Here is a 13406-nt window from a genome sequence, read left to right as displayed (position 1 = left end):
AATGAGGTATTTAAGATGTTGTTATTTAGTTCTGCTTTAGCAAAACACAAGCTTACTTTTACACGATTAAGTGATTGCATGGAATATCTTCCCCTTGCAGCTAAATGGGCTGAAGATGAATGGGGATATATACGTAATAAAGGCGTTGAATATCGGAAAGGCGTAATGCATGCATTGAGCCACGATGTGTATATTGGAACTTACGCAGGGCAGCCTGTTGCGATGTTTGCTTTACTAGAGCATGAGCTTCCTAGTTCACGTGAGCTTATGTACGTTTATGTCGATAAAGAATACCGTGGCTTAGGATTTGGTAAGCAAATTATTGAAGAAGCAAAACGGTTAACAGCTATGGCAGGCTCGGATTTGATTTTGCTAGATACACTAAAACCTAGTTTAAATCGATTATATGAAAAGCATGGTGCAAAAGTGGTTTGTGAGGGTAAATTGTACTCTCATCCCACAGATGTATTGAGCATGACAATATAAATCAATTATAACCATATTATTTAATAATCTTAATGTAATCTATTATCAGATATCAAACCCTCCTTTCCTAGAAGAAGGGTTTGTCTCAAAAAATCTAACAAATGAACCTATTATCATCCCGTCAACTTTTTATAATCTTCATTGGGATTATTCAATTCTACTATAGCTATTGATCTTTTAAACACAATTTGATGTAATCAATAAAACAAATCGTGTTATATGATTTATTGATAATTTCTTTTTGTGTTTTTGGTGAGTGAAATGAGTATTTCAAACGTATTGCCTAGACTCATTCGACTGCGAGATGCTCCATCCTATCTAGGTATGGATCGTCATCGTTTTAATGAGGCAGTGAGACCTAATTTAATTGAAATCCCTATTGGTACTCAAGGGGTAGCATTCGATCGACTTGATTTAGACGCCTGGGTAGACGATTATAAGCAATGTAGTGGTCGTCCCGCAGCAATCAACAGGAGTATGGATAGATGGGACGAAAACGAACGCCAGGGCTTCAAAAGCGTGGGGAGTTCTGGGTCATTGACAAGAAGGTCTTCGGACGCCGACTTTGCGAAAGCACTGGTACTAGCGACCTCGAAGAGGCCGAAAAATATCTTGCAAGGCGTCTTGAAGAAATAAGGCAGGCAACTGTTTATGGAGTCAGGCCTAAAAGAAGTTTTATGGAAGCAGCAACAAAATTTCTGATGGAGAATCAGCATAAACGTAGTCTTCATGATGATGCAGGAAGATTACGTGAGTTAGTGAAATACATTGGAGATATGCCGCTCGAATCGATTCATATGGGGGCTCTTCAGCCTTTTGTAGAAGGCAGGAGGAAAGATGGTGTGAGTACTAGAACTATAAACCATGGTTTACAAGTGGTAAGGCGAATACTCAATCTTGCTGCCAGTGAATGGATGGATGAATATGGCTTAACGTGGATCATTAATGCTCCAAAAATTAAATTGTTACCGGAGCATGATCTGCGCAAACCTTATCCATTGAATTGGGATGAGCAACACCGGCTTTTTAATGAGCTACCTTCTCATCTGGAAAAAATGGCGTTATTTGCTGTGAATACTGGGTGTAGAGATCAGGAAATATGTGAGTTGCGCTGGGATTGGGAAATAAAGATTCCAGAGTTATCCCATATTATGGTGTTCATCATTCCTGCTGAGTTGGTAAAAAATGGTGAAGAGCGATTAGTTGTTTGTAATGACACAGCTCGTTCAGTTGTTGAAGAAGAGAGAGGCAAGCATCCTACTCACGTGTTTAGTTTTAGAGGGAAGCCCTTAGCTCGGATTTTATCAACTGGATGGCGTCAAGCAAGAATTAAAGCCAATCTTCAACAGGTGCGTGTTCACGATCTCAAGCATACTTTTGGTCGGAGATTACGTGCCGCTGGTGTAAGTTTTGAAGACAGACAGGATTTGCTTGGTCATCGCTCAGGGCGGATTACGACGCATTATTCATCAGCAGAATTACAAAATCTGTATGATGCTGCGAATAAAGTGTGTGAAAAACAAAAAAGCGGGGTAGTACTGACTTTGTTGCGTAATCCAAATTTGAGAATGCCTGCAAATAAACAGGCTTCAAAGGTAGTTGCTTTATAGGGTTTTAAATGTAGGTCACGCAAAAGTCACGCAAGGACTTTTGAGGTGACTAAGGTATCAAGTGTAACTTATTGATTTTACTGGCTTTAATTGGTGGGCCCACTAGGACTTGAACCTAGGACCAACGGATTATGAGTCCGCTGCTCTAACCAACTGAGCTATGGGCCCGAATGGACTTGCCATTATACGATTCTCGTTTTTAAAATGCTAGGAATTTTTATCCATTTCTATCAAAGCGGCCAACACATTGAGTTTGCTCTATTTTTCAGCCACAATGAAGGATTACATGGGTTGGTAAGGGGAATCTCTGCCATCCTGTTTGGTAACAGGAGTGACTAGATTGGCTAAAGTACGTTTGATTGGTGTGGGAGCGGTCGTTGGGATTCTGCTTTTGGTGTATATCGTCTATCGGGTGGAGCATCGGCATGAACCACTGACGTTTTATGGGAATGTGGATATTCGCGAGGTTACTTTAGGCTTTCGTGTGCCAGGGCGTCTGGAAAAAATGCTGTTTGAGGAAGGGGACTTTGTTTCGCCGGGGCAGGTGATGGCGCAATTGGAACAGGATACGTTTGATGAAGATCTTGCGCTAGCCAACGCACAGCTTGTCGAAGCAGAAGCCGCTTATGACAATGCCAAACAAGTCTATGAACGACGAACTCGTTTAATCAAAACAGGTGCTGTTTCACAGGCTTTGTTTGATCAAGCCGTTGCCATGAATACCCAAACGCAAGCCCAAGTAAAAGCGGCGCAAGTGCAGATAGAAAAAGCAAAAACGGCCTTAAGTGATACCTATATCAAAGCACCAACTTCCGGTTATATCTTAACGCGTGTGCGTGAGCCTGGTTCAATCATTGGAACAGGCCAAACGGTTTATACTTTAACTGTGTCAGATCCTGTATGGGTAAGAGCGTTTATTGATGAGCCAAAATTGGGATTGATTTATCCCGGGCAAAAGGTGGAAGTCTATACTGATACAGAACCGAAAAAGCCCTATCATGGCCACATTGGTTACATTGCCTCTAAAGCAGAATTTACCCCAAAAAATGTTGAAACGACTCAGCTAAGAACCGATTTGGTATATCGATTCCGAATTGTTGTGGATAATCCAGATAAACATCTCCGCCAGGGGATGCCGGTGACGGTTAAAATTCCCTTGCATCAGGTAAAAGGAAATGGCTGAAAACCAAATCTTGGTGGAAATCAATCAGATATGCAAAACATTTCCTCCCAGTTCGTTGCCAGCATTAAATGCGATTAATCTCTCTATCAAACGCGGGGAGATGTTAGGCTTGGTTGGTCCGGATGGTGCTGGGAAAACAACCTTAATTCGCTTAATTATCGGCTTATTATTACCTTCTTCTGGGACCATTACGGTTCTTGGCTTTGATAGTCAAAAACAGGCGCAGTCAATTCACCTTCATATTGGCTATATGCCGCAAAAATTTGGATTGTATGAAGATTTATCGGTGATCGAAAATTTAACTTTGTATGCAGATTTACGTGGTGTGGTTGGCGAAAAGCGTCAGAAGAAATTTGCCCAATTACTGCGATTTACCAGTCTTGATCCGTTTCAAAGTCGCTTAGCCGGTCAATTATCAGGCGGTATGAAGCAGAAACTGGGCTTGGCTTGTGCGCTCGTTGGTGAACCCGAATTATTAGTGTTAGATGAACCAAGTGTTGGCGTAGACCCAATCTCTCGTCGTGAACTTTGGCAAATGGTTCAAGAATTGATTGAAGGTGGCATGGGTGTTATTTGGTCAACAGCATACCTCGATGAAGCAGAACGATGTGATCGCGTATTATTATTAAATGAAGGGAATGCATTATACCAGGGAAAACCCGATACATTACTCAGCACCTTAAAGGATCGGTGTTGGCATGTCGCGGGTGTTGCTTCCAATATTCGTCGACAGGTTTTGCTCAAATTACTCAACGAAAAACAATGTTTAGACGGCGTTATTCAAGGTGAAAATCTACGAATTGTTACCCGTAATGCGAATGAGTTACCAAAATTGCCAGATGGGCTAGGTGCACATTGGTTAAAAGTTGCGCCTGTCTTTGAAGATGCGTTTATGGATAAGTTAGGAGGAGGGCCCGGAGGTGAATCTGCGTTGGCAGAAGCCATTCCTGAAAAGCCAGCATCGAAAGAAGCCGTGATTGAAGCGCGCAATTTGACTAAACGGTTTGGTGATTTTATTGCTGTGTCTGATAATAGTTTTACTATCCAACGGGGTGAAATATTTGGTTTATTAGGTCCGAATGGGGCGGGTAAATCAACCACGTTTAAGATGTTATGTGGCTTGTTGCAACCTACCAGTGGGGATGCATCTGTCATGGGGTTTGATTTACGTCACTCCACTTCACAAGCACGTTCTCGACTTGGCTACATGGCACAAAAATTTTCGTTATATGGCCAGTTAAATGCATTTCAAAATTTGCAGTTTTTTTCGGGGCTCTATGGATTATCGGGCAAAAAGCAAAAGCAATCGGTGGATGAAATGATTCAAATTTTTGATCTACATAAGCATTTGAATCAAAACGCGGGGGATTTGCCTTTAGGCTTTAAGCAACGATTAGCGCTTGCTTGCGCATTGATGCATGAGCCGGATATTTTGTTTTTAGATGAACCGACCTCAGGCGTTGACCCCGTCACCCGGCGTGAATTTTGGCTTCATATCAATAGCTTGGTCAATAAAGGGGTAACCGTGATGGTCACTACCCATTTTATGGATGAGGCGGAGTACTGCGACCGAATCGCACTTATTTATCGGGGACAAAACATTGCAACAGACACACCTGATAATCTAAAGAAACGTGTCACCAATGCATCGCTACCTCACCCCACCATGGAAGATGCATTCATTGCCCTTATAGAAGGGCAAAACCAGGAGCATGAATGATAAACTGGCGAATTTTGCGAGCATTAATAAGAAAAGAAACATACCAAATTATTCGTGACCCCAGTGCCATTCTTATTGCGTTTGTGTTGCCCCTGATTTTGCTTTTTATCTTCGGTTATGGCGTGAATTTAGATAGTAACCGAGTTCCGATTGGTTTGGTGGTGGAGAAGTCAGATGTGACGACTTCATCGTTGATCACCGCATTTAAAGGGACGCGCTTTTTAAGTATCGAGCTTGCGCAAGATAGGCGCGAAGTCATACCGGGTATTATATCGGGTAAGCTGCGTGGCATGGTGGTTGTTCCTGCACAATTTTCAGCTGATTTTAAAAACCCGTATCGTCAACCTGAAATTCAAACAATTGCCGATGGAACGGAACCTAACACAGCGCAGTTTGTCACCAATTACTCAGCTGGTATCGTAGGTAATTGGCTAACTAGTTTGCAAGCACAATCCGGCTCGAATGAAGCAGTCGGCGCGCACTTAGAAAGTCGGTTTTGGTATAACCCTGAGCTAAAAAGTCGAAACTTTTTGATACCTGGTTCAATTGCCATTGTGATGACTTTAATTGGTACGTTATTAACCGCATTGGTGATAGCCAGAGAATGGGAACGGGGGACGATGGAAGCGATGTTGGCGACGCCAGTAACCAACAAGGAAATTTTACTTGGAAAACTGATTCCTTACTTTATATTAGGATTAGGTTCGATGTTTTTGTGTTTGTCGATTAGTTATTTTTGGTATGGCGTGCCTTTTAGAGGTGGATTGTTAGTTCTATCATTGGTAACGGGTGTTTTTTTAATGGCTGGACTAGGGCAGGGCATGTTAATATCAACGGTCGCGCGCGATCAATTTGTGGCATCTCAGGGGGCGTTGATCTCGGCCTTCTTGCCTGCGTTCATGCTATCGGGTTTTATCTTTGAAATATCCGCCATGCCACAACCCATTCAGTGGCTAACCCACATTGTGGCCGCTCGGTATTTTGTGACTAGTTTGCAAACAATCTTCATGGTAGGGGATGTGTGGTGGTTATTATTTAAATGTATTGTTGCAATGAGTTTGATTGCCACGTTTTTTTATATCATCATATCTCATAAAACGACGAAACGACTAGATTAGGGAAAAAGCGTTAATGATTTCTTCTCGCATCATTGCTTTGGTTATTAAAGAGCTGTTAACCCTCTTTCGGGACCCGAAATCACGATTTGTATTGATAGCACCCCCTATTTTACAATTATTTATCTTTGCTTATGCGGCAACGTTAGAAGTAAAAAACATTGAATTGGCTATTTATAATCAAGACAAAGGAAAACAGTCGTCAGACTTGATCACCCAAATGCAAGGCTCCCCATTTTTTAGAAAAATACTATTCTTACGGAGCCAAAATGACATTCAGACATTGGTGGATGAACAAACGGTCACTGCCGTGATGCAAATCCCGTCTAATTTTTCAGCTAAATTGGACGCAGGAGAACCCGTTGCGCTGCAACTTATTTTAGATGGGCGGCGTTCCAATGCAAGTCAAATTATTAATGGGTATATCACTGAAATTATCCTGCGTTTCAACCGAATGGTTGGAAATTCCCCGCCATCGCAATCTGCTGGTGTGGCGATAATAGACAGAAGTTGGTTCAATCCAAACTTATCCTATCAATGGTTCACAGTGCCCTCACTAGTATGCATATTATCGATGTTGATTGTGTTAATGATAACCTCCTTATCCGTCGCTCGAGAAAGGGAGCTAGGAACGTTTGATCAGCTGTTAGTATCGCCATTAAGCCCGAGGGAAATTCTCATTGGAAAAACGATTCCTGCGATTATCATCGGTTCCATGGAAGCGGGTATCATTTGGCTTGCTGCCATGTTTATTTTTCATATACCCTTTACTGGCAGTGTCACATTGATGGCCCTCGTGTTGACTATCTTTAATTTGTCCACTGTGGGAGTTGGTTTATTTATCTCGTCGATGTCAGCAACCCAACAACAAGCAGTGCTTGGCACATTTGTCTTTATGGTTCCGGCGGTGACGTTATCCGGGTATGCTTCTCCCATTGAAAATATGCCAGAATGGTTGCAAATGGTCACTAATGTCAACCCGTTAAAATTTGCTTTGGTGGCAGTAAAAGGGATATTTTTAAAAGACATGCCTTTTGCGCTCGTATGGCAAAACACATGGCCGATGTTGATTATTGCTAGTGTGACGCTGCCTGTGGCAGGATGGTATTTTAGAAAACGCGTGGAATAGGATAGCACGATGAAACAAGGACTTTGGCTATTGATGTGCCTATTGCTAACGGCTTGTGCCGTTGGCCCTAATTATCGTGCACCGGTCACGTCATTGGAAAAATATCATTGGTCAACCCATTCGAATCAAATGGTAACGGCATTTGTAGAGCGCCAATGGTGGCAACAGTTAGCCGATCCTCAATTAAGCAAATATGTTGAGGCAATAGCTTTTGAAAATTTAGACGTGGCAATTGCTTGTAAACGACTGCTTCAAGCGCGCTCATTGCAAATGATGGATTATGCGAGGGGTGGACCGAAAGTAATTGGTAAGGCCTCTGTGACCAATGAAGAAATCAGCCGAACTGGTCGGATTTTAGGTCTGTTTGCCAATGCCAATAACCCATTGTTCAACAATATCGCCCTGAATCGAAAGGTCTATCAACCTGGGTTTGACGCCAGTTGGGAAATTGATGTCTTCGGTCAGAATTTTCGACGCAATCAACAACGCTCAGCGCAAACAGCAGCAGCCTCATTTACGGTTGATGATACCATTCGTTTAATTCGAGCTGAAATAGCAAGGTCTTACATTCAACTTCGGGCCACTCAGAAAAAAATTGATATTACTCAGAAGAATATTGCCTTACAAAAACAAACACTTACAATTACTCGGCAGCGACTCGAAGCGGGGAGCACTAATGAATTGGATGTTGCTTTGACCGATAGTCAGCTTAAAGAAACTGAAGCGCTCTTGCCGCGGTTTCAAGGCGAAGCCTTTCATCAAGCAAGTTTGATTGCCATTTTGATGGGGAAAGCGCCAGGCCAAATGGCCAAACAATTGTTAAATACCTACTCCATGCCCAAAATCCCTAAGAAAGTGGCCGTTGGTGTTCCTTCTGATTTACTGAGAAGACGACCAGATATCATTGCCGCTGAACGAAACATTGCAGCAACCACCGCCGCCATCGGCGTGGCAGTAGCTGATTTATATCCTAAGTTTAACTTAGTCGCAAACTACAGCTTAGAAAGTATCGCGTTAAAAACCCTTTGGAATAGAAATAGTTCTGTTTGGACATTGGGGCCATTTATGCAGTGGTCTCTTTTTCAAAGTGGGCAAGTTCATGCCAACATCAACTTATCGCAAGCTCAACAAGAAGAGGCTGTTCTTCAGTATAAGAAAACCGTATTATCAGCCTTGCAAGAAGCGGAGTCCTCCATTCAACAATTGAAGCAATCCCAACAAACGACTTATCAATATTTGAATGCGGTTGCTGCAAACCAGCATGCTGTTAAATTAGCGAGGCAACGATATCGTGAAGGTGAAGATGATATTTTGTCGGTAATTCAATCCCAGCAAGGGTTGTTGCGCTCGGAACTCAATGCCATTGATGCGCAAGCTGCTAGTTTGATTCAATTAGTCAGTGTTTATAAAGCGGTTGGTGGTGGCTGGGTGTGATCCTATCTGCCCGATGATGCAAATATTCTGGGTGTTCTAATCAGTCAAGGTGGGCACGCGCTGCGATGCCCACCTTTATCGAGTGACTGGCTTAGTCGTTATCCCCTTCTAGGAAACTATTGAGTTTCTCAGAGCGTGAGGGGTGGCGGAGTTTTCTTAATGCCTTGGCTTCAATTTGACGAATCCGCTCACGGGTGACGTCAAATTGCTTTCCAACTTCTTCGAGGGTGTGGTCAGTATTCATTTCAATACCAAAGCGCATGCGCAGAACTTTCGCTTCTCGAGGCGTTAATGTTTCCAAAATTTCCATGGTGGCTTCGCGAAGCCCTTTGGCAATCGCTGTGTCAACAGGGGAATCCATTGTACCATCTTCAATAAAATCGCCCAGATGGGAATCATCGTCATCACCAACTGGCGTTTCCATGGAAATGGGTTCTTTGGCAATTTTCAACACTTTGCGAATCTTATCCTCGCTTAAATCCATTTTTTCAGCGAGTTCTTCCGGTGTTGCCTCACGACCAGTCTCCTGCACAATTTGTCGAGAGATTCGGTTTAATTTGTTGATCGTTTCAATCATATGAACCGGTATACGGATTGTTCTCGCTTGATCGGCAATTGAGCGGGTGATCGCTTGGCGAATCCACCATGTTGCGTAGGTGGAAAACTTATAGCCTCGACGATATTCAAATTTATCGACAGCTTTCATTAAGCCGATATTCCCTTCTTGGATAAGATCTAAGAATTGCAAACCACGATTGGTATATTTTTTGGCGATGGAAATGACTAATCGTAAGTTAGCTTCGACCATTTCCTTTTTGGCACGGCGAGCTTTGGCTTCGCCGATGGACATTTTACGGTTGATGTCCTTAATTTCAATCACTTTTAAACCAAACTCGTCTTCAAATTCAGACAACTTCGTTTGAATCGATAATATTTCTTCTCGGTGCTCTTCAATTTTATCCATTTCAATACGCTTGTTGGCTTTTTTGATAGCCATATCAAGCCAGCCTTTATCCGTCTCATGGCCGGGGAAGGTTTCGATGAAAATTTTTCGAGGCATTTTGCAACGTTCAATACATATACGCATGACGCGGCGCTCTGCATCACGAATATAAGCGCGCATTTTACGGAAGTGGCGAGTTAAAAGGTCAACTTGTCGTGACGTTAATTTCAACTTGAGGAATGAGTCGGACATTAATTCCAGCAATTCAATGGTTCTTTTATCCCCACGGCCTTTGTCTTTTAGTGCAACCATTGCGGCATTATAATTATCACGCAATTCTTGGAAATATAAGGCTGCTTGCTCGGGGTTCGGGCCTTCATCACCAAGACCGCCACCTTCATCATCATCTTCTTCTGATTCAGCGTCTGATTCATCATCTAGTTCAAGGCTAGTCGCGGTAGTGCTGTCGTCGTCCGGCTCAGAATCACCATCACCATCATCATCACTACCAATATTGCTATTACCATCACTATCACTATCACTATCACCATCATCCAGCATCGAGCCAATATTCGAAGGTGGTGCAATTTCTTCTTCGCTATCACTATCAACAAATCCGCTGATAATGTCGCTCAAACGCATTTCTTCTGCGAGATAGCGATCATAATCTTCTAATACCATCTGGATGGTTTCTGGATAATGGGCGAGCGATTTCAGAACTTGGTATATCCCTTCTTCTATTCGCTTGGCAATTCGGATTTCGCCTTCTCGTGTCAGTAACTCGACAGTACCCATTTCACGCATGTACATGCGGACAGGATCCGTCGTTCGACCGGATTCTTTATCGAGGGAGGCAACTGTGGCAGCGGCTTCTCGGATATCGTCTTCATCGCCCAATGTATCATCATCATTAAGGAGCGTGAGTTCATCTTCACTGGGAGGATGTTCAAAAACCTTGATGTTCATTTCTTCTAACATGTTAATGAACACTTCGTAGGTTTCGGTTCCGACAACATCAGGCATCAAGTCGTTGATTTGGGCATACGTTAAATATTTTTGATCGCGACCTAAACTGATTACTTTGGTAATTTGTGAGCTCTGTTGTTCTTGATCGTTCATAGCAATTGACACTTCGCCTTGAAAAAATTATGAAATTGATGCAATTTCGATTAAGAATTTACACCATACGCCAAACACAGGTTAATTCCTCAGGATATATGCAAAACCTCAATTTCTGCGTTAAAAAGAAATTTTGATTCGGTCATTTAGTTAGTCTAAACACCCGCATCAAAATTTCCTTTTGCCTTGATCTTGGGGGGGCTGCCTATGTCCTGTTTCTTTTGTCTTCCTAAATTTAGTGATTATAAACCGCTTGAGCAAAACTTGCCAGTAACCATTCAAAGAAAATGATATTTTTTAGGGGCTTCCCCTCATGTATTGACTTACTAGTAAAACTAGGCTGACGAGCTTGACTTAACCGTGTTATATCTTGTCTTTAATTGTAGCATTTTTGATAATTCATGTCGATCGGTTGGGGAGAGCTCTCCACGACGTGATTTTGCCAAAAACTGGTGGATTTTGCGTTCCAATCCTTGCTTTTGTAAATAACGCAGTGTGTCATTAAATTCGTGAAGCATGCTTTCTTCTGTTATGAGATGATCCCAAGCTGCCAAGTGATTAATGGTGGCAAATAATTCATCTTGCCGCCAGTGTTCTAGCAATGAGGCAGTGGTACAGTTAGGAGACTGTTCAATCAAATCGATTAATTTGATTAAAACAGTATGCTCTTCTTCATCAAACAGTGTCTTATCAATGGGATGCCTTTGTTGATTAAGAAGCTGGGGATTTTGCAACAGTAGGGAAACGGCAAGGCGCAGGGGGGTGCGCGTCACTGATTTTTTCGTTTGGATTGCTTTGGCTGCTTGATGGGATACTTGGCACATTTCCCATATCCTGTCGCTGGTGATGTGCGTCATTCTTGCAAGCTCTTCCAATAGTAAACTTTGGAAGGGGCCAGCGGATAATTTGGTCAAGTAGGGTTTGGCTACTTGAATGAGTTGGCTTTTTCCAGCAGCAGTATTGAGCTCAATCGATTCAGTCAGGGTTTGTAAAAAGAAGTGCTCAATGTTCATTGATTTGGTGATATACGTTTGAAAGGCATGCTGGCCGTGTTGACGAACAAAGCTATCGGGATCTTCACCATCCGGCAGAAAGCTGAATTGGATTTGAATGCCACTGTTGAGTTGAGAAAAGCTATTCTCTAACGCGCGCCATGCGGCTTGTCGACCCGCATTGTCACCATCAAAACAAAAGGTGATTCGCTTGAAATGCTTATGTAGCAATTGGACATGGTATGCACTGGTTGCCGTTCCTAACGCGGCAACGGCATTGATTATCCCATGTTGCGCCAATGCAATCACATCCAGATACCCTTCAACAACAATCACCTCATTTGGATGGTTTTTCTCTTGAATAATTTGGTGCAGGCCATAAAGCTCACGGTTTTTTTGGAAAATGGCAGTTTCGGGGGAATTTAAGTACTTGGGTTTTTGATCGGCTTCAATGGCTCGGCCACCAAAGCCAATGATTCGACCGTTTCTGTCATGAATTGGAAACATAATACGGTTTCGGTATCGATCATAGTGGCTGCCGTCGTCTTTCACAATCAACATGCCTGCATCAATTAATGTTTTTGCTTGTTTGGGAAAGGCTTGCTCTAAGTGATGCCAACCCGACGGCGCATAGCCCAGCATATAGCGTTTTGCTGCTTCACCTGTTAGCCCACGTTGCTTTAAATAACTAATTGCTTGAGGGGTTTGTTTGAGTTGTTTTTGATAATGGGTTGCAATTTCTGCCATTAACTCATAAAGGCTTTTATTTTGTTTAACATAACTTGTCCCACCCTCACGAGGAACATCCATCCCCAAACGGCTCGCCAGTGTTTCAACAGCGTCAACAAATTCTTGGTTAAGATGATTCATGATAAAGCTGATGGCGTTGCCGCTCGCACCACATCCAAAGCAGTAATAAAACTGCCGTTTAGCAACCACGTTGAAAGAAGGGGTTTTTTCATGGTGAAAAGGGCAACAGGCAACAAAACTACTGCCCTGTTTTTTAAGTGGCACATAGCTGTCAATTAGCTCAACAATGTCGGTTGTATTGATTAATTCATCAATGAAAGGTCGGGGGATTAAGCCTGCCATCAGGTACCTTTTTGAATTAAAATTACGATTGATAAGCTTTCATTGTATCACGTTGTTTACGCTTGGGAGGCTATTTTTACTAATACTTTTTGCGTCTAGGTGCTTTCCTATTATGACGCTAAAACTGCTAAGTGAGTTTTGAACGAATTAACTGGCTGACTTTACCCATATCTGCGCGGCCTTGCAATTCCGGCTTAAGGATCGCCATGACCTTGCCCATATCCTGCATAGTTGCTGCTTGGGTGTCTTGAATGGCTTTGCTAACTAATGCGTTGATCTCATCGTCAGAAAGCGGTTCAGGGAGATAGGCTTCAATAATGCTGAGTTCGGCTTGTTCCTTGTCAACTAAATCTGTCCGGCCAGCCTTTTCATACTGTGCTATCGATTCTTTTCGCTGCTTGCATAATTTATCTAAAATTACAAGCATTCTTGCCTCATCAACGGTGATGCGTTCATCCACCTCAATTTGTTTGATGGCAGCATTAATCAAGCGAAGCGTCTCTAATACTTGCTTATCACGAGTACGCATCGCTTGTTTTAAATTTTCATTGATTAGTTCACGAATCGACATAATAATTTCAAT

10 protein-coding genes and 1 tRNA gene are annotated in these 13406 nt (G+C 42.6%); 7 read left to right on the top strand and 4 right to left on the bottom strand.

From position 1 onward, the window contains the following. The first annotated feature begins 15 nt into the window (after positions 1-15). Entirely contained in the window at positions 16-486 is a 471-nt protein-coding gene (locus AB3348_RS05865) for a GNAT family N-acetyltransferase (protein WP_367606648.1), read from the top strand. 485 nt (positions 487-971) lie between these two features. After that, on the top strand, positions 972-2096 hold the full coding sequence (locus tag AB3348_RS05860) for a site-specific integrase (RefSeq protein WP_181442995.1): 1125 nt from the start codon (positions 972-974) through the stop codon (positions 2094-2096). A gap of 91 nt (positions 2097-2187) precedes the next feature. On the opposite strand, the gene AB3348_RS05855 is transcribed toward AB3348_RS05860, so the two are convergent. Then, a tRNA-Ile gene (locus AB3348_RS05855) sits at positions 2188-2264 on the bottom strand. Positions 2265-2436: 172 nt separating this feature from the next. On the opposite strand from AB3348_RS05855, the gene AB3348_RS05850 reads away from it, so the two are divergent. From AB3348_RS05850 to AB3348_RS05830, 5 genes are read left to right on the top strand one after another with little or no spacing between them, the layout of a single operon-like run. Then, positions 2437-3279: an efflux RND transporter periplasmic adaptor subunit gene (locus tag AB3348_RS05850; RefSeq protein ID WP_367606647.1), complete on the top strand. Its 843-nt coding sequence runs from the start codon at positions 2437-2439 to the stop codon at positions 3277-3279. Next, complete coding sequence (locus tag AB3348_RS05845; RefSeq protein ID WP_367606646.1) at positions 3272-4999, top strand: ATP-binding cassette domain-containing protein; 1728 nt, start codon at positions 3272-3274, stop codon at positions 4997-4999. The genes AB3348_RS05850 and AB3348_RS05845 overlap by 8 nt, the downstream gene beginning before the upstream one ends. Then, positions 4996-6117 (top strand): ABC transporter permease, encoded by a 1122-nt coding sequence (locus AB3348_RS05840; RefSeq protein WP_367606645.1) that lies wholly within the window; start codon positions 4996-4998, stop codon positions 6115-6117. Before AB3348_RS05845 ends, AB3348_RS05840 begins: the two co-directional genes overlap by 4 nt. A gap of 13 nt (positions 6118-6130) precedes the next feature. After that, positions 6131-7243 carry an ABC transporter permease gene (locus AB3348_RS05835; protein WP_367606644.1) on the top strand — a complete coding sequence of 371 codons (1113 nt, stop codon included), beginning with the start codon at positions 6131-6133 and terminating at the stop codon, positions 7241-7243. A gap of 9 nt (positions 7244-7252) precedes the next feature. Then, positions 7253-8677: an efflux transporter outer membrane subunit gene (locus tag AB3348_RS05830; protein ID WP_367606643.1), complete on the top strand. Its 1425-nt coding sequence runs from the start codon at positions 7253-7255 to the stop codon at positions 8675-8677. A gap of 91 nt (positions 8678-8768) precedes the next feature. Here the strand turns inward: AB3348_RS05830 and rpoD are convergent, their stop codons facing one another. The 3 genes from rpoD to AB3348_RS05815 all read right to left on the bottom strand — a co-directional run bounded on the left by rpoD (position 8769) and on the right by AB3348_RS05815 (position 13394). Continuing rightward, positions 8769-10745, bottom strand: coding sequence for an RNA polymerase sigma factor RpoD (rpoD, locus tag AB3348_RS05825; protein ID WP_367606826.1), 1977 nt, complete (start codon positions 10743-10745; stop codon positions 8769-8771). 329 nt (positions 10746-11074) lie between these two features. Beyond that, positions 11075-12823, bottom strand: a complete 1749-nt coding sequence (gene dnaG / locus AB3348_RS05820; protein WP_367606642.1) for a DNA primase — start codon at positions 12821-12823, stop codon at positions 11075-11077. 127 nt (positions 12824-12950) lie between these two features. After that, positions 12951-13394 (bottom strand): GatB/YqeY domain-containing protein, encoded by a 444-nt coding sequence (locus AB3348_RS05815; RefSeq protein WP_367606641.1) that lies wholly within the window; start codon positions 13392-13394, stop codon positions 12951-12953. Positions 13395-13406 lie beyond the last annotated feature (12 nt).

The sequence above is a fragment of the Legionella sp. W05-934-2 genome, from assembly GCF_964199965.1.
Taxonomy (GTDB): domain Bacteria; phylum Pseudomonadota; class Gammaproteobacteria; order Legionellales; family Legionellaceae; genus JAFIFT01.
Note: the sequence above shows the minus strand (reverse complement) of the source record. Positions and strands in the feature narration are given on the sequence as shown.